Raw genomic sequence first — 24006 nt, 5'->3', positions numbered from 1 at the left:
CTAGCCGCAATCGAAAATCGTGGTATTCCGGGCGCGATTCTCTACGAATTCACAACGCCTCGACCAGCCAGTAACGCTCTGCGCGTGCAACGTCGGAGGGGAACGGGGCGAACGCGCGCATCTGGCTTGAGTAAGCCCGCACCGCTCGCCCTTTGAGCGCCGCGAGCCGTCGCGCAGAGGCCCCGCCGAAGGGCCGCGCACTCGTCGCACTCGCGCTCAGGCCGTCCGCCTCGAGTTGCTCAAAGCCGGCACGAAGCGCACCTGGCATGGCGCGGTGAATGGCGTCCTCGTACGCGATATAGCGGAAAACGCGGCGCGTGCGCAGCAACAGCCGGCAGGCGGCGCCAACGAGCTCGTGATCCGGGTGCCAGAAGCCGAAGGGGCAAACTGGCAAGTACGTATCGAAACGGGCAAACTGCGCCGCCAACGTATCCGAGACGGCCTCGACAGCCGGAGTCGAGCCGTACTGCGCATCGAGAAAGTCTAGCCACAATGGCTCGGCGCGGCAGAGCGCGAGTGCGCGCCTGTCTTCCAGCCTGCGTGCCTGCAATGCTTCATGCGAATCGGCAAAACCGCTGGCTTCGTCCCACTCCGTGTGCATCGGCGAGGCAGGCTCACCCGCGAAAACGGTGCAGACGATCGACCCGGGACACGCCGCCAGCAAGCCGGCGCAACCAAGAACCGCATCGTCCAGATGGGGGGAGATGACAATCAGACGCGCCCCTGTGGTTGGTTTTCTTTCCACGCCGCTCTCCTCCTCAAGACCTGTCCAGACGGCTTTTCAGACTCAGCAATTCACGTTCCAGAGCGGCGAATTGTGATCGACGCACCAGCAGGGTCACCACAAACTCGCCCTGAACGTACGGCAATATCCCGCCAGCGCCGCATGCGCGTTCATCGCAAAGCTCACGGGATCGCCCGCAAGCCTGCTCCTTCGAGGGCACGCGCCTTGCGTCATTTGCGCCTGACGATGCAATGGGAAGGAGTTCACCATGTCCGGGCTGTCTTCGCGCTGGCAGGCGGAACTCGATGTCGTGCTGACCGACGAACCGATGCCGCTTGACGGAAGCACGCTTGCGCATGCTGCGCAACGCCTGGTATCCGCCTTTCCCGCACTGCCTCTGCCTGGGGCTGGCGCTACGCTGATGCGCTGGCAATTCCTCGCTGCTCTGGCGGCGCGCGATCTCGCGCTCGTGAAGATTTACGAAGCGCACGCCGACGCACTCGCGATCCTCGCAGAGCTGTCTCCAGACGCGCGCATCGACGGATGTGCGCCGCCCTCTCCCACGCCTGCGATCTGGGCCGTGTGGGCTGCACGCTCGCCACGCAACGAAGTGTACTTCGCCTCGCGCGACGGATCGCGGATCAGGCTGGACGGTACGAAGGCGTGGTGCTCGGGGGCGCGGTTCGCCACGCGCGCACTCGTTACCTGCATCGATGAGGACGGTGCGGACTGGATCGCAGCGGTGCCCATGGGCCAGCCGGGCGTGACGATCAGCTCGCGCGGTTGGGAGGCCGTAGGCATGCAGGCTACACAGAGCGTCGAAGTCGATTTTCACAGTGCGCGCGCGATGCTCGTGGGAGAGCGAAGTGGCTATGTCTGCCGCCCGGGTTTCTGGCACGGGGGCGCGGGAATCGCGGCCTGCTGGTACGGCGCGGCGGCAGCGCTCGCCGCGCGCCTGCGCGACGCCGCCTCGCGCCGCGACGATCCGCATTTGCAGGCTCATCTTGGCGCGGCCGACGTGGCACTCGTCGCCGCGCGGGCGTGCCTGCGCGAGTGTGCCCACGCCATCGACGCCGCGCCCCAGGCGGATGCCAGGCAGCTCGCGTTGCGCGCGCGGGGCGCGGCGGAGAACGCCGTCGACATTACGCTGCAGGCCTGCGCGCGCGGCCTGGGCGCGAGCCCATTGTGCCGCGACCGCTGGTTTGCGCGCATGGCCGCCGATCTGCCTGTCTTCGTGCGCCAGAGCCATGCTGAAGCCGATCTCGCGGCACTTGCCGCCACCGTGGTCGCCTCCGGCGAAGACTGGCGCATTTAGCTTGGGCAGGATAACGATGGAACGTTTGACCGCATTGCGCGCCAGGTACTTCGACGAAAAGTTCGCCGTCGACGCGGACCCATGGCGCTATACCGATAGCTGGTACGAGGCGCGCAAGCGCGCACTCCTCCTCGCCGCGCTCCCACGCGGTCGCTATCGCCGTGCATTCGAGCCGGGCTGCGCGACCGGTGTGCTATCCACCGAGTTGGCGCGGCGCTGCGAGCGCCTGCTCTGCGCAGATTTTTCGCCACGTGCCGTCGCCGCCGCACGCGCGCGGCTGGCGTCGCTCGCGGGTGTCGAGGTGCAACGGCTCGCGATGCCGCGTGACTGGCCCGCCGGTCGCTTCGACCTGATCGTCGTGAGCGAGTTTGCCTATTACCTCGATGCGCGCGAATGCGGGTCGCTCGCGGCACTTGCCGCATCAACGCTTGCCGACGAAGGCACGCTCGCGTGCTGCCACTGGCGTCACGGCGGTGAGACATGGATGCTGGAAAGCGCACAGGTCCACGGCATATTCGCGCAGGCGGCGGCGAATGCTTCGCTGAATCGTGTGGTGCAGATTGACGACGCCGATTTCCTGCTCGATGCCTGGAGCTGCGATACACAAACTGTCGCGCATCGCGAACGCGAGTGAAGGCGAAGCCCGGAACGTGGCCGACTACGGCGCGACCGATGGCTCACTGTCACCGATATTGCCGGTCCATGCCGCAAGCGTGTCGCCGAAACCGCCGCGCACGCGTGCGTCGAGGCGTCCACTCGTGACCACGCGCGGCGCCGCACTCCAGGCGAGCGTCGCGCCTGTTGCGATCAGCAGGTCAACCAGTGCGACGTCTTCGTTGCATGGCAGGGGCGGAAAGCCGCCGGCGCGCCGGTAGGCGTGTGCCGCCACGCCCAGGTTCGCGCCATGAACGTGGCGATGCCCGTCCGCGTCGCAATAGCGCCGCGCCCATGTTCCGCGCACCGAAGGCGCAAGATTGCTCCAGTCGGCCACGGAGACGGGACCGCACACGGCGTCCGCTCCCAATGCGAGTTGCGCAACCAGCCAATCGGGCGCGACCCGGCTATCGGCGTCTGTGAAGGCGAGCCAGCGCGCGCCGCGTGCGAGCACGGCCTGCGCACCGGCGGCACGGGCTACGCCGACATTGCGCGCATCAATGGTCATCGCTTCGAAACCGAGGTCCTCCACAATCTGCGCCGACGTGTCGGTGCATCCATCGAGCACCACGAGCGTGTGGACCGCTTCGACTTCCAGCGATGGATGCGAAGCGGCGCAACGCACAGAGGCGAGACATGCGCCGAGCAACCGCTCTTCGTTGTGCGCCGGAATGACCACTCCGATCATTCGAACTCCCTGGTATTGGTAAGAATTTGCGTCATCTGGAAGCTCCATAAGCGCGAACGCGGCGAAGTGCCACCGCTCCCCGGCGCTGACTCGCAGCTCGCCGGCGCTCACCTTCCGAGCACGCCGGATGCCTGGCGAGGCGCTGTATTGAACCGGTGCGGGCGATCACACGGAATACGAATTGCGCTTCTGTGTTCTCCACCAGACGAAGGAGTTGAAAATGACTATGCTTCGATCTCAATCAGGCGGCAGTGGCGCGAGTATCACGGGCGGCGGGGTCGGGGAAGGCCCCGGACCCGAGGTCATGGCTGCTGCAACACTCGACGGCAACAAGGTCATGTCGTCCGACGGCGAGCACGTGGGCAAGATCTCCGACATCATGCTCGACGTACGAAGCGGCCGGGTTGCGTATGCCGTGCTGTCGGAAGGCGGGTTCCTCGGCATGGGCAACACGCTGCACGCGATCCCCTGGGGTGCACTCACGCTCGACACCGCGGAGAAGTGTTTCCGCGTCGACATCAGCGCGCAGCGCATCAAGGACGACCCAGGATTCGACAAGGATCACTGGCCTTCGATGGCGGACCAGACGTGGGGCACGCAACTGCATGACTACTACGGTCGCCGTCCATACTGGCTATCCGGCCCGACAGGTCTCGATCCGACTGGGGTAGAAACGCCAGGCGGCCTGCATGACCGCCCCATCGACGTGTGATTGCGGGCTTTAGCGCGTGGCGCCCCTTGCGAGGGGCGCCAGTTTTTTTCTTCCCGTCCCATGTCCGGTACGACGCGCTGCCTCCTGAGTTCGAAGCCTTGCGGACGCACTCGGGATTCGCAGGGATTCAAGGCGCGTACACGCACATAGCGGGCTGGTATGCTCGTGCCTTCGCACCACTTCGCGGAACTTGCCGAATGCTGCAGGCATACACAGATCATACCGAATTCATTGGTGCTGCCGTCGACTGGCCCGGGCCCGCACGACCGCCATGTGGCGCCGCGCCATCCGCCCCACCGGCACCGCCGCAGTGCCCGGGTCCTCTGGCCGACGCTATTTGCGGACCACGCGGGGCTGAACGCCCGAATAGCGGACTGCGCCTTCTCTCCTCAAGACGTTCGCTGCGTTGTCCCTGGCGGTATCGGATTTTATTCCTGAGTTGACGGTAGCTCGTTCTCCGAGGCTTCGTGCTTGCAGATCGTGGGGCGAAGTGCCGACGCGGTTCGCGAAGGCGTCCATCAGACAACCGACGCTTAACCTCACGGTCAGGAAAATGGATCAGACAACCGCGCAGTCGATCGACATCGACGTGAACGATGCCGATCTCGTTCGAGTCGTAAAGGAAGACGTCGAAGCGGCCAGGGAAGCGCTGGTCGAACTTTGCGCACGGCTTGTTGCGGCCGAGAGCGCCAATCCGCCGGGAAACACTGCGCAGATGGCCCGCACGCTGTCAGCGTTTCTGACGGCACAGGGTTTGCCGGCCCGCACCGTGGCGGCCGACGACGAAGCGCCCAACGTTGTTTGCACGCTCGCGGCCGACCGCCCCGGTGCCCACGTGGTGTTCAACGCTCATATGGACACCATGCTTGCCGGCGACCTCTCCTCGTGGACCGTGCCGACGCTGGAACTGACCCGAAAGGACGGCCGTCTATACGGGCTTGACATGGGGAACATGAAGGGCGCGCTGGCAGCCATGGCTCTTGCCATGAAGATCGTCCAGCGCCGTCTGCCTGGCCTGCGGGGAACGCTGAGCCTGACCGGCGTGTCCGACGAAGTTATGTTCGGCTCACGCGGCTCGCCCTTCGTGCTGCAGCAGAACCCCGACCTCTACGGCGATTACCTGATCAGCAGCGAGGGCCCTGGCTGGATGAACTTCGCCGTCGCCGAGAAAGGACTGCTGTGGGTCGACGTCACAGCAACGGGGGCGGCCGGTCATGAACCGCCGCGGAAATGTAGGAGACTTTGGGTCTTGGCTGTAACAGGAGATTTGAAGTATGGAAAACGAAAGCAAGGTAAGGAAGCCCACCGGGACGCGGTATTCGGATGAGATTCGTGAGCGGGCGGTCCGGATGGTCTTCGAGCACCAACACGAATATGAGACGCAGGGCGCGGCGATCCGCTCAATCGCCTCGAAGATGGGGATGTCGCGTGAGACGCTTCGCAACTGGATCATCCAGGCTGAGCGCGACCGTGGCCAACGATCGAGGGCGACGACTGCCGAACTGGCGCGTCTGAAGGAACTGGAGTGCGAGAATCGCGAATTGCGCACAGCCAACGAGATTCTTCGCAAGGCCTCGGCGTATTTCGCGCAGGCGGAGCTCGACCGCCGATCAAAGCCATGATTGCGTTTATCGACGAGCATCGCGACGTCTACGGTGTCGAGCCGATCTGCCGCCTGCTGCCGATCGCGCCGTCGACGTATTACCGGCACGCTGGACGGCGCAGCGATCCGGAGCAATGGTCAGCGCGAGCGCGTCGCGATGCTCAACTGAAGGTCCTCATCCGGGCGGTGTGGGACGAGAACTTTGGCGTGTATGGTGTGCGCAAGGTCTGGCGCCAGTTGCTGCGCGATGGCGTGAAGGTCGCGCGCTGCACGGTTGCGCGCCTGATGAAGGCGATGGGCCTCGAAGGTGTGCGGCGTGGTCGCCGGATCAGGACAACACAGCGAGACGATTCGATGCCGTGCCCGCTGGACCGGGTCAGGCGTCAGTTCCGGGCCGATCGGCCCAACGCGCTGTGGGTCGCAGATTTTACCTATTGCTGGACATGGTCTGGCTTTGTGTATGTGGCCTTCGTGACCGACGTGTTTGCGCGGCGTATTGTCGGTTGGCGCGTGTCAGCCTCGATGCGAACTGACTTCGTGCTGGACGCGCTGAACCAGGCGTTACACGATCGCCAGCCGGCGCCCGGGCTCATCCATCATAGCGATCACGGGTCGCAATATCTCAGCATTCGGTACACCGAACGTTTAGTGGATGCTGGCGTGCAACCATCGGCCGGAAGTGTTGGCGATTCGTACGACAATGCGCTGGCCGAGACGATCAATGGACTGTACAAGGCCGAAGTCGTGCATCGGCGCGCATGGCGTACGCTCCAGGATGTCGAACTTGCAACGCTCGAATGGGTTCACTGGTACAACCACCACCGGCTGCTCAGCCCGCTTGGGTACGTGTCCCCGGCAGAAGCAGAGGAAGTCTACAATCGGAACGTGGCGCTCTCCGCTCGCGCGGCGTAGCGCCAAACTCGGCGGTCTCCGACAAACCCGGCGCGGTTCAGTTCTAGACCAACTGAAATTCGCAAGACCGGTCCGTCAGTCGGCGATTTTCGACGAGCGCGCTGAAGTTCGGCTGGGTAAAAGGCAATCAGACTATGGGTGCCACCCCAGCTAGCGCCGATGGAGAACACGGTAAGCGACTCAAAGAGAGACGCAAAGGCCTTTTCGGAGCAGGTTTCAGTACGAAGGAAAGTAGGCACCCGCTTCCCTTGAAATCACGCTTCCAGATCGCATGCCCGGGATCGCTTTCGAGTGGGGGGAAAAGGACCTGGTTGACGGCGGAATGAGCCTCGAGCCAGCGCGCAATCTGTAATGCGTTTTGGCTCTGTTCTCTGTAACGAAGCTCATAGGTTTCGAGCCCTCGCAAAGCAAGAAAGCAGTCATCGGACCCGACTGCCAGACCCATCGTAGCTTGGGCTTCACGCAATTGCTCGTAGAGATGGAAGTTGTTGGTACAGATTGAGCCCATTAACAGATCAGAGTGCCCTGAGAAGAACTTCGACGCTGCCTCAACCACTAAGTCGACGCCGTGCAACAAAGGTTTGTACGCGAGCGGACTAGCCCACGTGTTGTCCATCATCGTAAGAATGGCGTCGAGGACTTCCGGATTTGGGTGAACGAAAAGAACTCGTCGGTTCGATCTCCCAGCGACCTGGCTGGTAAGAAAGTCGGCGTCGTAACAGGAACGTCTAACGAGGTTTGGTCACGCTCGCATCTCAAAAATTCGGTCTTTGTGGACTACGACAACGATGGTCTACTCTTTAGCGACCTCGCTAACGGCCGCATTGACGCAACCATACAATCGCACTTCGGCGGCCTTGCACAAAGAGATGGTTCTGGTGCAAATGCGGACGGCGAATCGGTTAGAGTTGTCGGAACGAAACGAACTGATGTCCGGCGATGAAAAAGCTGAAGAGTCTGGAGGAGTTGTTCGACGGGCGCCATTTTGATCGGGAGATCATCATTCTGTGTGTTCGCTGGTACCTGCGCTACAAGCTCAGCCTACGCGATCTGGTCGAGATGATGGCCGAACGGGGTTTGTCGCTGGCTCACACGACCATCCTGCGCTGGGTGAAGCGTTATACGCCCGAGTTCGTCAAACGCTGGAACCGCTTTGCCACGCCTGCCGGTCGTTCGTGGCGTGTCGACGAGACTTACCTGAAGATTCGTGGCAGGTGGGTCTACCTGTACCGTGCGGTAGATCGGGCCGGCGAGACGGTGGACTTCATGCTCAGGGCGAGGCGCGACGTGGCCGCGGCCAAAGGCTTCTTCAACAAGGCCATCAGACATCAGGGCCAGCCGCCGGAGACCATTACGCTCGACGGCTATGCAGCCTCGCACCGCGCGGTGCGCGAGATGAAGGCCGATGGCCTGCTGCCTGAAGACACGAAGGTCCGGTCGTCGAAGTATCTAAACAACGTGATCGAGCAGGACCATCGTCATATCAAATCGAGAACGAACGTGATGCTCGGCTTCAAACGGTTCAGGAGCGCCGCGACCACGATTTCAGGCATCGCGTTGACGCATCGCATCCGCAAGGGTCAGTTCGATCTCTCGAAGTTTGGCCTCAAGGGTGCCACTGCATCCGCCGTATGGAATGCTGTCCTGTCCAGTCGATAAGGTGTCCTGTCTATAGGAAGCTTCTCAACCGGATTACCTATTTGCACCAGAACCCTGCAGACAGGTCCATCAGGGAGGAACCCATCATGAGAACGCTTTTTGCTGCACTTATCCTTTCTCTCACTATTACGGTGCCGACTTTTGCCTCTGCGCGGCCGTCAAACGATCCTGTGACTCGCGCACAGGTCCGCTCCGAGCTGGTGCAGCTCCAGCATGCAGGCTACAGGCCGAGCAAAACGCATTATCCTGGCGATATCCAGGCGGCAGAGGCTCGCGTTACCGCGCAGAATCCTGCGGCCGGTAACGCCGGGACAGCTTACGGCGGCACGTCCGCGGGTACGTCGCAGGCGGGTCATCGCGTCTCAAAGCCGACGTGGGACTCGCTCTACGGCCATCACTGACAAGGAATGATCAGATCGATGCGCATACTTCTCGTAGAGGACGACACACTGATCGGCGGCGGACTGCAGCAGGGATTACAACGCGAGGGATTTGCGGTTGACTGGACCCAGGACGGTGACGCCGCGGCACTCGCCCTTCGGACAACCTCATACGGCCTCGTCCTGCTCGACCTGGGGTTGCCAAAGCTGGACGGGCTCACCCTGCTTGCGCGAGCGCGCCAGCGCAATGACGACACGCCGGTGATCATCATCACCGCCCGCGACGCCGTACCGGACCGCGTTGCGGGCCTCGACGGCGGCGCCGACGACTACATCGTCAAGCCGTTCGCGCTCGATGAGCTGCTCGCGCGCATGCGCGTGGTACGCCGGCGTCAGGCTGGGCATTCACGAACCAGTTTGCACGTCGGACCGCTGCGGCTCGACCCGGCGCAGCATCGCGTCTGGCTGTGGGAAGCAGAAGTACCGATGACGACACGCGAATTTGCGCTGCTGCAGGATCCCGATATCGTCGTGTCGCGCGAGCAGCTTGAAGAGCGCTTGTACGGCTGGAACGAGGAGATCGGCAGCAACACGATCCAGGTCCACATTCACAACCTGCGCCGCAAACTTGGCACTCAGGCGGTCCGGAACGTGCGTGGAGTCGGCTACCAGATGGGAGAGATCGATTGAATTCGCTACGCCGGCGCCTCCTCTGGTGGCTGCTCCCTGCCACATTGCTCACCGGACTGCTTGCGAGCGCGGCGACGTATCGTGGGGCACTGGCGGAACTGGACGAACTGCTCAACGATCAGCTAAAGGCAGTCGCCCAGCACGTCGTGGTCGAGCCGGACGGACATCTGTCGCTGCGAGGATTGCAGGGCGCGAACGCGGACCGTCTCTCAGGAGAACAGTCTCATGCCGTGCTCCTCCAGGTCTGGCGGGGCAGTACGCCCATATTCAGCACGGACATTGACTCGCCGCTTCCGGCGACTTCCGGTGCGGGATTCGCAGACATCATCGTCGGGGGCCAACTCTGGCACACGTACGTCACGCGAGACGGCGACATGCTCGTTCGCGTCGCGCAGGCCAGGCGTGCGCGCTGGGAAGCGGTGGCCGAGATCGCGATGCACCTCTTCTGGCCAGTGCTGTCGCTGATCCCGGTGCTTGCCCTCTTTCTGTGGTTCGGGATCGGCTACGGCCTGAGGCCGCTGCGGGATATCGCCGCAAATCTGAAACGGAGGGACGCGAACAACATGCAGACAATCGACACCACAGCAATGCCCGGCGAAGTCAAGCCGCTTGTTGACGCGCTCAACGATCTGCTGCAGCGCCTGGACGACGCATTTACGGCCCAGCGCGATTTCATTGCTGACGCCGCGCACGAACTTCGAACACCAATCATGGGCCTCGGGCTGCAGGCAGACCTGCTGCCGAAGGCGCTCAGCGTGGAAGAACGTGACCTCATCACCGCACAGATTCGTACAGGCACCGCGCGCCTTTCCCATCTCGCCGAACAACTGCTGACGCTCGCGCGCCTCGGGCCCGATTCGATGCCTCCGCCCATGTCCGTTATGGATCTCACCTTACTGGCGCGTTCGGTTGTTGGCGAGCGGGCGCGTCTTGCGCAGGCAAACGGAATTGACCTCGGCCTGGTTGCCGATTCACCGGTGCAGGTTCGCGGCAGCGAGGACGGTCTTCGTATACTGCTCAACAATCTGGTCGACAACGCCATCCGGTATGCTGGCCCGGGTGCGCGTGTCGATGTCGTTGTGAAATGCGACGACGGCTCGCCGACGCTCAGGGTATGCGACACTGGACCCGGTATCGCCGTTGAGGATCGCGAACGCGTGTGGGAGCGCTTTTATCGAGGAAGCGGACACGGCGCCTCCGGCAGTGGTCTCGGGCTGTCGATCGTCAGCCGCATTGCCGGGCAACATCAGGCTGTCGTCGCGCTCGACAGCGGCGCCGACGGCAAAGGTCTGAACGTGCGCTTTCGCTTTCCCCGGCCAGTCCCCGAGAACAGCGCTCCGAAGACTTCAGGAACGGACCAGGCGGGCGCGCCCGCTGCAACAGCTCGACGCGCCGCCTGAGCGATGCCTCAAAGGAGGCCGCCATCCCTTGGCATTGCCATTCCCGGTCATGCCGGGACGCCGGGCTTCGTCAGGCTTTCATGGGCAGGTCGCCTGAAATCATCCCTGCCCTTCCCATACGTCCTTCACGTAACGACCATGCATGTTCGGAGTACGCGACCCGAGATCCCCTTTTCGGCACGAGCGGCCTTTCAGTCAACGGAACAAGGCCCACCCGTCGTCCAGAACAATAAGGTAACCTTAAGGATTTGCCGCGTAAAGTCAGAACGGGCGCTGGTGCTGGGAGCAACCCGCACCGCGCCGTGCCCTCTTCACGCAGGTGATTGACTGGGCGGCAGTCCTGTCCGTTCTGGGCTATTCGCCAGCATCACCTTTCGAAGGCCCCGACCTTATGATCGGGGCCTCCTTTTTTCTCCACGTTCAAGCCGAAGGCGCCCGGCGCGCAGCCCGTTGCGGTATCAGCATGATGCAGACGACGATAAAAGCGAAAAGAATGCCCGAAGCATAGAACCGGCTGAAATGCAGACCGCCCTGGGCGACAGGCTTGTCGAGTAGATCGCCAAGCGTGGCCCCGAGTGGGCGCGTCAGCACAAACGCGACCCAAAAGAGCGCCGTGCGCGAAACCCGCGGCCACAGCCACAGCAGGCCGACGACGACGAGCCCTGCCCCGAAGATCACGGCGCCCGTTTCGAAACCCAGCCCGAGACCGCCTCTGTCGGGGTCAGCCACCCAATCTCCCAGGGCAGTACCCAGTGTTTGCGAGAACAGTATGGTCGTCCAGTAGAACCACTCAACACGTGCTGTCGTGATGCTCTCGATCGACACCGTCCCTTCGGCCCGATACCAGATCGCGAGACTGGCAGCAAGAAGGGCGACGATGATTGAGACACCACCGGGATAGCCGATGCCGAGCGACCGGTCGCTAAAGTCGGCCAGTGTGGTACCAAGGGTAGTCGTAGCGACAATCGTACCCCAGTAGAGATAAGCCTTGAATTCCCGGGCGCGAACCTGTGCGAACACCAGGACAACAAAGGCCACAAAGAAAATCATCGTGCCGATCAGGTATCCCAGGTTTAACGACATCGTGACCCAGTCGCCGCCAGTCTCCCCGAGAGTCGTCGCTGCGACCTTGATTATCCAGAAGCCCAGCGTGAGTGCGGGCACCTTGCTCAATGCTTCTTCGTACGTGTCCCTCACAATCGGACTCATCTGTGCTCTCCCAGATCAACGTGATTAGCAAATGCAAACCATTTCAGCCTATGCGCGCAAGCCTTAACGCTGGCTTAACGCGCGGACTGCCAGCATTCGGCACGTCCGTCGAGCGCTGTCACTCGACGAGATGAGGGAGCGCTCCGCAATCCCGTGTTGCCGCCACTCGTGCTCGCCATATTCAGTCCACACCTCGGCATTTGCCACTCGTCTTCCCCGATGATCGCATCGATTGTCGCTCGCCCAGCTTCCTGTGCGACCAGAAGTGCTTTTTCTGGAGCGAACGGTCCGTTTCGAACCTTCGTTTCAGCACCAAGTTCATCGATCACGGCGGCGTTATTGCCACCCTTGATCTGGAACGTTGCGTGAAAGAGCCCCGCGCAAGCTTGCGTCAGCGTCACGTGAATCTCGAAACCACGATGCATTGAAACCCGATGCATGGGAGGCCCCCTCGACAAGGCAGCGATCCGGTTACGTTGAAGCGTTTTACATCTTTTCCTTCACACCGCGCCTGATGAGCCACCAGTTCACTGGGTAGGTGGTAATGAAGCCGCCTATCATTGCGAACTGCATGAGCACCCAGTAACGCGCGTTGATCGGCTCGAGTGTGGGAAACGTCAGGGCGAACGCAATCATGCATGCGAACATGCCCACCTCATAGGCCATCAGCGAAATCGTGTCGGCCTTCACGGCGGCAATGATGCCATCGCGCGGACCCAGTCCCCGCATCGGTGCGATCGAAAAATACTGGAACGCGATGCCAATCAGATAGGCAAGCACAAAGGCGAGAAGCAGGTTTCCGCCAAGTCTCGAGCCTGCTACGGTGAAAGCAAGAGCGAACGCGATCCATTCGCCGATGAAATCGCCGAGCGCGCAGCCCGCGCCACAGTGCGTTGCTCCCTTGAACGCCGCACGCCACATCGGCGGCGCCGGCTTGTCACCGCTCTCATGTCGCCCACGTTCTGCGACGGGCGTTGCCCGTCCCAGCAATAGATAGAAGAAAAGCCCTGCCGGGCCCCAGTACAACATGGTCAACGGCCATACGAAGGCCATGACAGTCATGCGTTGCGGCCGCCCGCCTCCGGTCACGTCCCAGGTAACCCATACCGCAGAAAGTACGCTCGCAGCCAGCCACAGGCTCACAAATATATCAAATCCGTTTTGATCCATTCGCTACTCCGAAACTCAGTGCCCGGCGTTATCCCGGGTCCGGCATCCTGCTGACGCTGGATAACCGGGTACGCAAGCTGAATGTCCTGACGTTCGCGGAAGTCGAATCGCAGCGCGCCACCGCGGCAGGCAAGCGGGCGCTCCAGTTTGAGCGAAAGCAGATGTCGCGCAAGGCCGAGGCCGAATCATTCGCAATTTGTGTAACCCTTCTCTTTTCGCCCGATCGCACGAACGCCATGGACCCGCCGCAATCGTCGTTCCCTGGTGCCCTCTTTCGTCCTGGCAGGCGCGAGCGGACACGGCATGAACGCTTCCCTTAACGGGCGATGATGCAAGCGGATCCCATCGCCGGGAACGGCCCGGATACTCCCGACCGTCCGGCTGAACGGACCGCCAACCGGTTCCGGTTCTGGTCGTGGCCTGGCATAGGCGTTCACAGAAGGCCGGTGGCGGGAACACGTCACCCCGGGAACAGGAAATGCTCCCACGCAGCCCTGAGCCGCACGGCGCGGTACAGCAGGACGGCTTTCCCGGATCACTTTTCCATGCGCTCTTCTGAAACCAACGACCCGCTCCTGCCGGCTGGCAAGCTGCGCGCATCGCATTTTCGTGGCGTGCGGCGCGTCGTGCAGGCACTCATGGCAGTAGCCATCGCGCTGCCGACGCTTTATCTCGCCGTCGAGGTTCGCAATGACTGGTACGAGCGCCTCGACGCTGCCACCGAATCTACGGTGCGTTCCGTCAGCGTTGCCCAGCAGCAGGCGGTGAAGCTTTTCGACATCGATGCCACGTTGATTCCGCGCCTCGTTGAGCGAGTTTCACACATGAGCGAGCGGCAGATCCGGCATTCTTCGGCAGCTGTGCGCGCACAGATGAGCGAGCTTGGCGCAGGCTACCCACAGATATTGTCGATCAACGTGTTTAGCAGCAGTGGCGAGCTGCTGGTTTCGAGCCACCCGACCACGGGTCCGATTAATGTTGCCGATCGCAGGGATTTCGATGTGGTCCGCGCCGCTCCTGCCATCCTTCACATTTCGCAGCCGATGGTGAGTCGCGTGACGGGGGTGCACACGTTCAATGTGGCGCAAGGCTGGACCGATGCGCGTGGCAGGTTTGGAGGGCTCGTTTCTGTCTCCATGAACCTGGCCTACTATCGCGACTTCTTTCGCGACCTGCGCGCTCCCGACAGCCCGTTGCACCTTGGTCTGCTGACAGCTGACGCTGTCCCGCTCGTCTGGTATCCCGACGCTGGAAGCGAAAAATGGGCAACGTCGGCCCATTCCGCACTCGCAATCGCATTGCGTGAGAGAAGCAGCGAAGGTGCATTGCGACTGCCGGCCCCGGGCGCCGACCATGATCACGGACGCATCGTGGCCTACCGTCGAGTGGGTGCATACGACGCCTATGTGGTCGCCGCATGGCCGATCACGCCACTGCGTGCGGCCTGGATAGAGCAATCCACCCGTCTCGTCCTCACGACACTTGGACCGGCCGCAATCATCGTCCTGCTGCTCTTACTCTATCTGCGCCGGTTGGACCGGGAGGAAGACGCATGGCGGCAGCTCGACGTACAACGCCTGGCACTCGCCGCCCATGAGCGTGCGCGCGCCGAGAGCCAACGGCTTGAGACGCTGGGCAACATGGTGGCGATGGTCGCTCACGACTTCAATAATGTCCTCATGGCGATCGCGGCCCATACGGCTCGTGGCACGCGCTCTGCCGATAACGCGCAGCAGGCGCTGGAGTCCGTCGAAGGAGTGATCGTCAAGGGGCAGGCGCTAACGCGCAGGCTGCTCGGCGTCGCACGAAAGCAGCCACTGCAACCGGCCGTTGTCGACATGCGCCTATGGGAGGGTTATCCGCTGCTGCGCTCAGCGCTTGGCGACTCGATCACATTTACCCAGCACGTCGAGGCCGACGTGTGGCCAATTCGCGTGGACGCGGCAGAACTCGAGCTTGCGCTTCTCAACCTCGCGGTGAACGCACGCGATGCCATGCCCGACGGCGGGCGGGCTTCGCTACGTGTTGGCAATGCTCGCGCCGCGCCACTCCCGGATGCGCCAGACCGCGAATATGTTTGCCTCCTGTTCGCTGACGCAGGCAACGGGATGGACGCTGCGACCGAGGTTCGCGCCTTCGAACCATTCTTCACGACCAAGCCCACGGGCCACGGCACTGGCCTCGGTCTGGTCCAGGTGCGCGCATTCTGCGAGCGCGCCGGCGGCTTCGTCACGCTTGAGACCCGGCGTGATTTCGGAACAATGGTCGGCCTCTACATTCCACGCGCCGAACCGGCCGCAGCCATCCACGTCGAGCCGACGGCCACTTATGCGACTACGCACCGCCAACTGCGGCTGCTGCTGGTGGAGGACGATCCACTCGTCGCACAGGCACAGCAGTCGCTCTTCGAAACAATGGGCCACACCGTGATCCATGCTGGCGACGCACAGACGGCCCTTGCGACGCTTGAAGGTGGAGCGAATTCGTTCGACGCTGTCCTGTCAGACGTGCAGTTGCCTGGGTCGATGAGCGGCGTGCGGCTAGCTGCGGAAATCCGCAGGCGCTACCCGACACTAAATGTCACGCTTCTCACCGGCTTCGCGTGGGAGTCACTGGACGGTCTGGAATCGCTCGACGTGCAGGTTTTTGCGAAGCCCTGCAATCCTGATGTGCTTGAGCGCCATCTCCAGCAGCATGCTGGGCGCGGGGCAGACGGTGCCCTCCATTGAGCTGGCTCGCTGGTTTGGCAGTGGTTGGCGTGTAGCACTTTCCGCCCCATCCGAGTTCTGCCTCCCATTTCAGATGGGCACGTGCCAAAGCGCACTGGACCAACCGCATATCGAACGGCTAGAGGCCTTGGAATTGCTCCCTGTGCCGTACGCAGCGCCATTTCATCGAATCCAGACTGGCAGTTTCAACCGGGATGCCATGCACGCCAAAGCCATCCGGGCGCACAAACACACGAAGGCTTGGCAGAGGCTACGAATGTCGCGCGCACCGATAGCGAGGCCACGGGGCTCGCCCAGCCTGTTCCGTAGAAGGGAATGACGTACTCCCAAAAAGGAGCATCGCCTCTTCCATGTAATTTTTCGCGCCAGCCAATAAAAGAGCGATCTGTGGTCCGTGCACCGAGAACGTTCTCGCGCGCATGAACATACCAGACAAACCAACGAGTCCTCCGCAATATACCATTTGACAACCCGCAGCTCGCGCATACCCTGAACCTAGTCGCGAGGAAGAAAGCTAATACCACCGAAAGTCATCCGAAAAAAGCCGCGGGCCCGTAGAGTGAGCCTGCCGGCTTCCACGAGCCTGCTGCCTCGAACCGTTGACCGTCACCATCGTCGTACGCGAGATGTTCCTCCTCGAATTCGAAGTCGGCCACGATGGAGATGACGTCGATCGGGAAGTGGTAAGTCTCTGCTCATATATCCGCGAGTCCCCCCGGATTCAGAATTGCTACGTCATCGCCACGCACGATCACAAAGGCCTTTTCCTGCAACCGACCCAAGCCCAGCCTAAGGGTAATGGGAGCAATGCCGAGGAAACTGCAGATTTCATCGCGCGTCATACGTAGTCGGAACTCCGTTGCAGAGTACCCACGAGCATGAAGCCGAACCGAAAAGTCCAGCAGAAACGTGGCGATCCGCTGCTCTGTGTTCATCCGTCCGAGCAGTAGCAACAGGCTGGCCTCCCGCGCAATTTCCCGGCTCAACAATCGATGCACATGACGCTGCAGTGGCATGGTGCCGTGACACGCACTCTCGAGTACTTCAAGGGGAATATCACAGACCGCACTGTCTTCCAGGGCTATCGCATCGCAGCCGTAACGACCGTTCGACAATCCCCCGAGGCCGAGCACCTCACCGCTTATTCTGAACCCGACGACCTGCGAGCGCCCTCGCCCATCGGCCATGACCGATTTGAAGGATCCTGAGCGAACGACAAAGAGGTGTCTGCACTCGTCGTCGGAACGGTAAAGCGCATCGCCCCGATGTACGATATGTATGGCGGATCCACCAAACTCGAAGTGGGCCTCCTCCAGTTCCATGGGATCGTGCGGCGTACCGGCGAAATCAACGTAGTTGATCCACATCGCTCCCTTTACTCCCCTTCCACCGATCACAATCTGATCCAGTTTGACGGAAACTGGAAGCGGTATCGTGAGAGTGCATGCACCGGCTCCGCTGACTTTCCACTGATGCACTTTCACCTCCTGCACTCGCTCTTCAGAACAGCCTTACCGTATCACTCGCCCCTCTGTATGCGAGTTATGGTGTGTTCCGTCGAAGTTCGAAGCAATGCCATCGCCGAGTCGCCACTCGTTACATGACGTGATTTGCCCGTTATCCGCGCAAGCATCGTCCCGACAGACTATTTCTTATCCACCTCAGGCGCTGTCTCCCCGAACCCGGGTCGCGCGGCTGACTTGCGTTCTGATTTCTGGCGCCCGCATAGATAGCCAGGTCGCGCTGCGGCCACGGTCAGACGTTCCAGACGGCGAACACCCAGAAAAAGGTTCATGGGCAACTCTCCGTTACGCTCACGTCGTGTTCACTGAATACAGATTCGACTGAGATCGACCGTACGCCGATAGACATTCTTTTCCAACCACGGCACGAACGTGTACTCGTCGTAGGCGTTGCTTCCGATCAGGATCCAGTTATGCAAAACGTTACCCATGGCATCCCCCTCACCTTCTGCTACCACCGACGCTTCAGGGTGACGAGCACTGCTTGCGCCGACACCCCACAGCAAGGGCGGCATCGAACGCCGCTCGCCTTACCTCGAAAATAAATTGGCAGAATTAAAACGTCCTTAAGATCTGACCGGGTATTGCGCGCAAGCGCAAGACTGCCCGCTTTGACTGATAGACGACGCCGATTGCCGCGGCCCTTTTTCAAGTCCTGGTGCGCAAGCGCACCAGCACCCGCAGTCATCGCGCGACGCACGTACGCCAGGTTTTTTCTCCACGCCCGCTTCGAATCCGCCGGGACACGCGCTGGACCACTCGCGTGGCGTGTTCAATTTAAGGTCCGTTTAACGATCGCCGCCTAGATTGAAATTGTTGGAATTCGGGGATCGCGTCCAGACGTCCCATTTGATGACGACATCTGACGCGACCGCGGGGAGTAGTGAGATGGCGTACAGCAATCTGACGCGCCTGACGATCGTGGTCGTCGCAGCAATGTCCCAAGGCTGCATGGCGCAACCCGGTATGACACCGGTCCAGTCCCGCGCGGCATCGGATAGTGCTGCAAGGTTGTCGCGTGATCAGACGCCGCCGATTGTGACGGATTTTTCCGCTCTGGCTCGCGACAACGCGGCGGGCGTGGTCAACGTCAGCACACGGGGGGCAACGCCAGAAGCGCGCGTGACACCGCTCTGGCCACCGACGGGAAATGGCAATGATCCACTTGCCAGCCTGTTCCAGCAGTTTTCATCTGAATTCGGCAGCGCACCAGGAACCTCGTCGCAATCACTCGGCACGGGCTTCATCATCAACCCTGACGGGTATATTCTCACTAATTCAAAGGTTGTCTCGGGTGCCACGAGAATCCGGGTGACACTCAGGGATGGCCGTGAATTCAAGGCCGAACTGGTCGGCAACGACCCGGCCAGCGGAATTGCGCTCCTCAAGATTCCCGCAACGGGCCTGTCGACCGTCGTAATCGGCTCCACATCCGACGCGAAGGCGGGTCAGTGGGTGGCCTCCATTGGTTCACCTTATGGCCTGAATGATACGGTGACGGCGGGAATCATCAGTAACATTGCGAGGACACTCCCACAGGAATCGTACATACCGCTTATTCAAACGGACCTGACGGAAGGAGCCGGCGATGCGGGAAGCCCGGTTTTCAATCTCGCCGGGGACGTCGTTGGTATCGAGACGCCGGTCAACGATGTGATAAGCAATGCCGAGGGCCTCGCATTCGCGATTCCCATCGATGAAGCAATGAAGGTCGAACGGCAGTTGCAGCAGTTCCATAAGGCGCAACACGGCCGGCTCGGCATCGCTATCCAGGACGTCAGCGGCCCGCTCGCGCAATCCTTTGGCCTTGCCAAACCCGAAGGTGCACTCGTGAGTTCCGTCGATCCAGGCGGGCCGTCGGCAAAGTCGGGGCTGCGGCCCGGCGATGTGATCCTGCAAATCAATGGTGTCGCGATCAACGATTCAGCGCAATTGCCTGTGGCTGTTGCTGACCTCATGCCGGGCTCGACAGTACGCCTCACGTATTGGCGGGGAAGCACTACTCACGATACAACGGTCGTGCTCGGTCGGCTCAACGAAGCCACTTCGCAGTCCGCCGCCTTTGCGCAGGCCAGCGCTCCCGATGGCTTGACAGTTCGTGGTCTGACGCCTGACGAACAACGCGAGATCGGCGCCAGGGGAGGCGTGCGTGTCGAAAAGAGTGTCGGGCCCGCTGCATTCGCCGGGATCGAGCCAGGCGACGTCATCCTTATGGTCAACAACGCACGCGTATCGAGTCCAGCCCAATTCCGGCAGAAAGTCGAGACCAGCGGAAATGCGATCGCCTTGCTGGTTTTGCGCAATGGGCAACGGATGTTCGTGACCCTTGACATTGGCTAGTTGACTCGCCGCGTGCAGATGTCACACGGCCGTTTGTCCCCTGGAGGTCAACATGAAACACGCTTCAATGATGAAACCGCTTCTCACGGTTCTGGCACTCGCCGCTTGCACGCAATATGCGTTCGCAGCGACGGACTCCCTTCCCCCTGTACAGCATCAGGGAGATATCGCGTTCCTGAGCGGTGGGATTGGCCTGAGCGAATCCACCGCCATCAAGGACGCGATGCACCGGTATCCGCTCACGATCGAGTTCGCCGGGACGGGACACAGCGGGAACGTGTATCTCGCCAACGTTCCGGTAGAGATATATGACCTGCACGGACACACCGTACTGAAAACGACCGCAGCGGGTCCGTTCCTGCTCGCATCGCTACCAGACGGCCAGTATCGCGTAACCGCCCGCTATAACGGCAAGGACGAATCTCGTGAGGTGCAAATCAGCCCGTCCGCACACGTCCACGAGTTCTACCTGTGGTCAATGTAAAGCGCTTGCATCGGTGGCGTCGACTGAACACGTTCCGCCTGGGGCCACTGGTGATCCCGGCGCCTAAGGCGATGCCGCGACCGCGGGCAGCGTGGTCCCCCGGGGCGTCCAGGGGAGGCATGGAGCGGCGGCATCGACGCGCGAAGCTTATGATGAAAACTGATCTCGTGAAACCCCTCGACAGGCAGCGTCGCACATGGCTGATTGCAACGATGGTGGCCGGCGGCATCGCTGGCGCTACGACGCTCGTCCCCTTCGTCGACTCGTTTGCCCCACCAGAGAGCGCCAAGGCCGGCGGCGCTCCAGTGCATGTTGACCTGACCACGCTTATGCCCGGTTCCATGACGACGGTCGCGTGGCGCGGAAAGCCGGTATTCGTTGTCAACCGCACCGCGAATATGCTCGCAGCGGTGGTCAAGGCTGATCCAATGGTCGCTGATCCCCACACCGACCACCCATTCTCGATGCCACTGCCGGCATACTGCCGAAACGAATACCGGTCGCGCCCCGAACATCCGAACATTCTCGTTCTCGTCGGCGTCTGCACCCATCTTGGCTGCACGCCCATCCCCCGGTTCCAGCCCGGCGCACAACCGAGCCTGCCGGACAACTGGCCCGGCGGCTTTCTCTGCCCTTGCCATGGCTCGACATACGATCTTGCAGGACGCGTCTTCAAGGACAAACCGGCTCCGCAGAATCTGGATGTGCCACGATTCATGTTTGCGTCGTCGACGGGTGTCATCATTGGAAAGGACGAACACGGAGAAGCTTGAGGGTGAGAACCGAGGTCCGAATTCCTTGAGTTCGTCGGCGCCCCCCTGCAACGCAGGCGGTATTGTTGCGGTTATCGGGCGTTTGCACAGCGCCTGTGAGCCGGGTAGAACACGACTTATGTCACATCGTGACAAAGTGGCAAAGCTTTCGTTTTTTGCCGTGACAACAGGAGGCTATGAAGATGGCAAGCTACAGTCGGATCCTGCTCTGCTATAACGCCACGCGCCAGGGACGCAAGGCGCTGCACGAGGGTGCCGCGCTCGCCCTCGGACTGAACGCCGAAGCGCACCTGCTGGCCGTGGTGGACCAAATGGGTTGGGCAGCAAATTATGATGCGCCGCTCGTCAATGTTGATGCGATTGAACAGCAGACGGCACAAGAGATCCTCCGGGAGGGTGTGGCGGATCTTGCATCGCGCGGCGTTTTCGCCCGGGGTCATCTTGCGATTGGCGATCCGATGGAACAGATTCCGTCCTATGCCGAGTTCCTGAACGTTGACCTCATCGTTCTGGGGCACCACAAGATAGGCCGGCTTGCCCGGTGGTGGCGCCGGGACACCGAGCGCCTGCTTCTTGACCGCGTCCGCTGCGGCGTTCTGGTTGTGATTGACAGCCGATAGCCGAAAACTGGTGCCCGGGCGTCAGCACCTGCGCACATGAGGTCGCCGGCTTCAAATGCTGGGTGTTGACGGCAACGCGAGTACGATGTGGCTTCCCGCTGCCTGTGTTCGCAGGAGCCATCAGTACAGGGCACGACGACGTCAGTGGAGGCGATGCCAGAGGGAATGTTGCCGTTGCCGCGCACTGCCAGGGCGCTTCGCCCAATATCGATCTCAAGGGCAACGGCGGCTGCGAACGCCTTCGATTTTCGCAAACGCTGACGCACCGTGAAGTCCGGCCAGCAACGTGGTGGATGGATTACTTCCCCCGTTTGCGAAACGGCCAGCCGAAAGACTGTACCTCGGCCTTGTGCAAGGCAGCGAGCCTGAGCAGGCGGTGCTCACCGGAAGGCGTCAGGTGTACTTCCACCTGACGACGGTCGTGTGTGCCTGGCACTCGCGTGACCAGTCCGGCAGCCTCACAACGCGAAATCAGCGCGACAGTACCATGCGACGACGCCTGCAGGCGATCCGCCAATTCACCTACGATCGCCCAGTCGCGGTCAGGGAATGCGCACGTATGCAGCATGAGCGTGTACTGCAACGGCGTCACGCCCTCCGCATGCGCGAGTTCCTCCGAGATTCGAAGGAAACGGCGAAGCCGGTAACGGAACTCCGATAGCTCTTGCAGATCGGCCTTCGTCGCCTTCACCATCGCGTTATGGTGTATCGGTGACATAAGCCCTCCCTGACGGAAAATCTGGGACAGGAAGCATGATGCTCCGTGACATAAAATATAGACGGACTTGCTTCGTAGCGCAAAAGCGTGTTTCGTGGGGTCGAAGCCGTGGTGGCAAACCATTTGCTCCCGAAAGTCAGACGGAGCAGATATGGCGCTCGCCGATTGCTGTGTGGTCCCTTTCCTCACACTACGCCGATGACCCTTGGCGTTCGGGCCAGCCGGGAGGCGAAGTGGCTAGCTGACCTGCGAGATCATTCGGTGTTCGAAGCACGTGATTCGAAGTCGCGCAGTGAACGTGTCAGTTGGCGCACGCCCTAAAACATTCGCCTGTGCATCGCGGTTCGAGTCGACGGCAAGGCGACGACACCACGAGGTCCTGCCGTTTCCCCGCCGCGTGAAGTCATCCTCGCGACTCGCTGAAACTTCGCTGGTCGTCCCCGTGTCGAAGTCCGTAACCTTCGCGCCAGCTTCCGGAGGTAAGGTGCTTCGCTGCAGCCCGAACGCGTCGTTCGACGGCGATTGGGTAAGCGATTCTCCCGGAGACCGTCTGACGGCGGTTACCTCCTATCCTGCGCTGGAAACATGATGAAGCCCGTCCTGAGTCTTCATGAAATTGCACTTCTCCTGCTGGTGCTTGGTGCCTCAGCTCAAGTGCGCCATACCGATTCTGATGCGATTGCGCTTCAGCAGGCAAAGTTGATTGAAGTGGTGCAGGAAGCCGCCTCCGATCGCAACCTCCGCCTCACCGCCGAGGGAAGGGAACTTCTTCGCCGGCTCGGAGCAGGAGGAGGCTGACGAATACATGGGCACGACCAGCGGGGCGTGATTGCAGAGGCTGGTACTGCGGGAAACGCAACACCCGGACCCGGATGTCATCCGACGCGTCTGCTGGTACCGTGCAATGCGTTTGAACGCACGCAAGCAATTGCTCGACGACTCCGGTGCAACTGCCCGACTGAATGGACGCGTTGAATCCGATTCGGGCAGGACACAACACGCTCCGCCCAGGTACCGAAGCGATGCCCTGATCCCGCTTGATACGTCGGCTACATCGCCCTGCCACAAGAAAGGCATCCCGCTGGGGCATGTAGTATCGACGGTCCGATCGGCCTAAAGTTTGGTTTAACAATATCCACCTACATTGAATCAGTTGCGGTCGCGATCGTGCGGTCGAGCGCACGCATGCTGCTGGCGCAAGGCACCACGGAGCTTCATCGGCGCATTGGTGAGATGGTGGGCGCAAGCTTGATCCCCCGAAACTCGTTGAAATCCGTCTCAGGCACCAGCTTATGGCGCGTTTGAGACAAACGGGTGAAAGTATCGGCTACACGCATTGCTGCAATACCTCCGATCGCACTCGTCCACCCGAAGCTGGGCGCGGACGAACCAATCGGCGAATGAGGCAAGGAGGGTGAGGTGAAATCGCGTCCCGACCGGATATCGTCGCCTGCATCGCAACGATCGAAGCTGACCCTTTGGGTCATCATTCTCGTACTTCCTGTCATGACTTTCGCCCTGGTGATCGGCATTGGCATTTTTGGATTGCTCATGCGGTTGGTCGGCGCTTGATCGTCTGCATGATGCACCACAATCGACGCGGCATTGTGACAGTCTGCCAGACAGCTTCCGTCGACAAACGGCGCTGCTTCCTTTGCTCCAATCGGTATTGAGGGCGCGCCGCGTGCTGTCGGCTAGCCGAT

The 24006-nt window shown here is 61.4% G+C and carries 25 protein-coding genes and 1 other annotated feature; of the genes, 15 read left to right on the top strand and 10 right to left on the bottom strand.

Going from position 1 to position 24006, the window contains the following annotated elements:
- Window positions 1–49 precede the first annotated feature (49 nt).
- A complete protein-coding gene (locus BHE01S_RS34565; protein ID WP_042272720.1) occupies window positions 50–745 on the bottom strand; it encodes a PIG-L deacetylase family protein in 696 nt (231 codons plus the stop codon).
- A gap of 247 nt (window positions 746–992) precedes the next feature.
- Here BHE01S_RS34565 and BHE01S_RS34560 point away from each other — a divergent pair, with 247 nt between their 5' ends.
- Together BHE01S_RS34560 and BHE01S_RS34555 are read left to right on the top strand one after the other, a co-directional pair.
- On the top strand, window positions 993–2039 hold the full coding sequence (locus BHE01S_RS34560; RefSeq protein WP_042272717.1) for an acyl-CoA dehydrogenase family protein: 1047 nt from the start codon (window positions 993–995) through the stop codon (window positions 2037–2039).
- A gap of 16 nt (window positions 2040–2055) precedes the next feature.
- Window positions 2056–2673, top strand: a complete 618-nt coding sequence (locus BHE01S_RS34555; protein WP_042272715.1) for an SAM-dependent methyltransferase — start codon at window positions 2056–2058, stop codon at window positions 2671–2673.
- 24 nt (window positions 2674–2697) lie between these two features.
- Here the strand turns inward: BHE01S_RS34555 and BHE01S_RS34550 are convergent, their stop codons facing one another.
- Window positions 2698–3381, bottom strand: coding sequence for a glycosyltransferase (locus BHE01S_RS34550; protein WP_042272713.1), 684 nt, complete (start codon window positions 3379–3381; stop codon window positions 2698–2700).
- Window positions 3382–3601: 220 nt separating this feature from the next.
- On the opposite strand from BHE01S_RS34550, the gene BHE01S_RS34545 reads away from it, so the two are divergent.
- From BHE01S_RS34545 to BHE01S_RS34530, 3 genes are all read left to right on the top strand, one after another.
- Window positions 3602–4093: a PRC-barrel domain-containing protein gene (locus BHE01S_RS34545; protein ID WP_042272752.1), complete on the top strand. Its 492-nt coding sequence runs from the start codon at window positions 3602–3604 to the stop codon at window positions 4091–4093.
- Window positions 4094–4646: 553 nt separating this feature from the next.
- Window positions 4647–5420 (top strand): M20 family metallopeptidase, encoded by a 774-nt coding sequence (locus BHE01S_RS34540; RefSeq protein WP_157025829.1) that lies wholly within the window; start codon window positions 4647–4649, stop codon window positions 5418–5420.
- A protein-coding gene (locus BHE01S_RS34530) for an IS3 family transposase (protein WP_407669589.1) occupies window positions 5368–6608 on the top strand; the annotation gives its coding sequence in 2 pieces (ribosomal slippage) (window positions 5368–5674 and window positions 5674–6608; 1242 coding nt in all). The genes BHE01S_RS34540 and BHE01S_RS34530 overlap by 53 nt, the downstream gene beginning before the upstream one ends.
- Window positions 5670–5786, top strand: a sequence feature (AL1L pseudoknot). Its footprint overlaps the gene before it by 117 nt.
- 127 nt (window positions 6609–6735) lie before the next feature.
- Here the strand turns inward: BHE01S_RS34530 and BHE01S_RS37455 are convergent.
- Window positions 6736–7224, bottom strand: a complete 489-nt coding sequence (locus BHE01S_RS37455) for a PLP-dependent transferase (RefSeq protein WP_245639947.1) — start codon at window positions 7222–7224, stop codon at window positions 6736–6738.
- Between the two features lie 332 nt (window positions 7225–7556).
- Between BHE01S_RS37455 and BHE01S_RS34525 the strand changes: the two genes are divergently transcribed.
- The 4 genes from BHE01S_RS34525 (at window position 7557) to BHE01S_RS34515 (ending at window position 10737) form a co-directional block, all read left to right on the top strand.
- The gene (locus BHE01S_RS34525; RefSeq protein ID WP_407669591.1) at window positions 7557–8267 is read left to right on the top strand and encodes an IS6 family transposase; all 711 of its coding nucleotides are present in this window, start codon (window positions 7557–7559) and stop codon (window positions 8265–8267) included.
- An 86-nt stretch (window positions 8268–8353) separates the two neighbouring features.
- Window positions 8354–8668: a DUF4148 domain-containing protein gene (locus tag BHE01S_RS37445; RefSeq protein WP_084069571.1), complete on the top strand. Its 315-nt coding sequence runs from the start codon at window positions 8354–8356 to the stop codon at window positions 8666–8668.
- 18 nt (window positions 8669–8686) lie between these two features.
- Window positions 8687–9337: a response regulator gene (locus tag BHE01S_RS34520; protein WP_042272747.1), complete on the top strand. Its 651-nt coding sequence runs from the start codon at window positions 8687–8689 to the stop codon at window positions 9335–9337.
- Entirely contained in the window at window positions 9334–10737 is a 1404-nt protein-coding gene (locus tag BHE01S_RS34515) for an ATP-binding protein (RefSeq protein ID WP_042272703.1), read from the top strand. The genes BHE01S_RS34520 and BHE01S_RS34515 overlap by 4 nt, the downstream gene beginning before the upstream one ends.
- A gap of 420 nt (window positions 10738–11157) precedes the next feature.
- Here BHE01S_RS34515 and BHE01S_RS34510 read toward each other — a convergent pair whose 3' ends face one another.
- From BHE01S_RS34510 to BHE01S_RS34500, 3 genes are all read right to left on the bottom strand, one after another.
- Complete coding sequence (locus BHE01S_RS34510; RefSeq protein WP_042272700.1) at window positions 11158–11946, bottom strand: COG4705 family protein; 789 nt, start codon at window positions 11944–11946, stop codon at window positions 11158–11160.
- Window positions 11947–12020: 74 nt separating this feature from the next.
- Window positions 12021–12347, bottom strand: coding sequence for a hypothetical protein (locus tag BHE01S_RS38235; protein WP_157025827.1), 327 nt, complete (start codon window positions 12345–12347; stop codon window positions 12021–12023).
- Between the two features lie 85 nt (window positions 12348–12432).
- Window positions 12433–13116 (bottom strand): DUF4396 domain-containing protein, encoded by a 684-nt coding sequence (locus tag BHE01S_RS34500; protein ID WP_042272692.1) that lies wholly within the window; start codon window positions 13114–13116, stop codon window positions 12433–12435.
- 545 nt (window positions 13117–13661) lie between these two features.
- On the opposite strand from BHE01S_RS34500, the gene BHE01S_RS34495 reads away from it, so the two are divergent.
- Window positions 13662–15845 (top strand): response regulator, encoded by a 2184-nt coding sequence (locus tag BHE01S_RS34495; RefSeq protein WP_042272690.1) that lies wholly within the window; start codon window positions 13662–13664, stop codon window positions 15843–15845.
- Window positions 15846–16540: 695 nt separating this feature from the next.
- On the opposite strand, the gene BHE01S_RS34490 is transcribed toward BHE01S_RS34495, so the two are convergent.
- Together BHE01S_RS34490 and BHE01S_RS34485 are read right to left on the bottom strand one after the other, a co-directional pair.
- Window positions 16541–17212: a cyclic nucleotide-binding domain-containing protein gene (locus tag BHE01S_RS34490; RefSeq protein ID WP_052406234.1), complete on the bottom strand. Its 672-nt coding sequence runs from the start codon at window positions 17210–17212 to the stop codon at window positions 16541–16543.
- 458 nt (window positions 17213–17670) lie between these two features.
- On the bottom strand, window positions 17671–17883 hold the full coding sequence (locus BHE01S_RS34485; RefSeq protein WP_042272687.1) for a hypothetical protein: 213 nt from the start codon (window positions 17881–17883) through the stop codon (window positions 17671–17673).
- 373 nt (window positions 17884–18256) lie between these two features.
- Between BHE01S_RS34485 and BHE01S_RS34480 the strand changes: the two genes are divergently transcribed.
- The 4 genes from BHE01S_RS34480 to BHE01S_RS34465 all read left to right on the top strand — a co-directional run bounded on the left by BHE01S_RS34480 (window position 18257) and on the right by BHE01S_RS34465 (window position 21585).
- Window positions 18257–19708 (top strand): trypsin-like peptidase domain-containing protein, encoded by a 1452-nt coding sequence (locus tag BHE01S_RS34480; protein ID WP_042272743.1) that lies wholly within the window; start codon window positions 18257–18259, stop codon window positions 19706–19708.
- A 52-nt stretch (window positions 19709–19760) separates the two neighbouring features.
- Complete coding sequence (locus tag BHE01S_RS34475; protein WP_052406233.1) at window positions 19761–20192, top strand: carboxypeptidase-like regulatory domain-containing protein; 432 nt, start codon at window positions 19761–19763, stop codon at window positions 20190–20192.
- Window positions 20193–20344: 152 nt separating this feature from the next.
- On the top strand, window positions 20345–20965 hold the full coding sequence (gene petA, locus BHE01S_RS34470) for a ubiquinol-cytochrome c reductase iron-sulfur subunit (protein ID WP_042272741.1): 621 nt from the start codon (window positions 20345–20347) through the stop codon (window positions 20963–20965).
- Between the two features lie 182 nt (window positions 20966–21147).
- Window positions 21148–21585: a universal stress protein gene (locus tag BHE01S_RS34465; RefSeq protein ID WP_042272738.1), complete on the top strand. Its 438-nt coding sequence runs from the start codon at window positions 21148–21150 to the stop codon at window positions 21583–21585.
- A gap of 298 nt (window positions 21586–21883) precedes the next feature.
- On the opposite strand, the gene BHE01S_RS34460 is transcribed toward BHE01S_RS34465, so the two are convergent.
- On the bottom strand, window positions 21884–22279 hold the full coding sequence (locus BHE01S_RS34460; protein ID WP_157025833.1) for a MarR family winged helix-turn-helix transcriptional regulator: 396 nt from the start codon (window positions 22277–22279) through the stop codon (window positions 21884–21886).
- Between the two features lie 609 nt (window positions 22280–22888).
- On the opposite strand from BHE01S_RS34460, the gene BHE01S_RS38230 reads away from it, so the two are divergent.
- Window positions 22889–23101 (top strand): hypothetical protein, encoded by a 213-nt coding sequence (locus tag BHE01S_RS38230; RefSeq protein ID WP_157025825.1) that lies wholly within the window; start codon window positions 22889–22891, stop codon window positions 23099–23101.
- A 416-nt stretch (window positions 23102–23517) separates the two neighbouring features.
- Here BHE01S_RS38230 and BHE01S_RS38225 read toward each other — a convergent pair whose 3' ends face one another.
- Window positions 23518–23856 carry a hypothetical protein gene (locus BHE01S_RS38225; protein WP_157025823.1) on the bottom strand — a complete coding sequence of 113 codons (339 nt, stop codon included), beginning with the start codon at window positions 23854–23856 and terminating at the stop codon, window positions 23518–23520.
- Between the last annotated feature and the right edge of the window lie 150 nt (window positions 23857–24006).

Source organism: Paraburkholderia heleia NBRC 101817 (assembly GCF_000739775.1).
Lineage (GTDB): Bacteria > Pseudomonadota > Gammaproteobacteria > Burkholderiales > Burkholderiaceae > Paraburkholderia > Paraburkholderia heleia.
The sequence above is the reverse complement of the archived record's forward strand: the minus strand, read 5'-3'. Positions and strand labels throughout refer to the sequence as shown.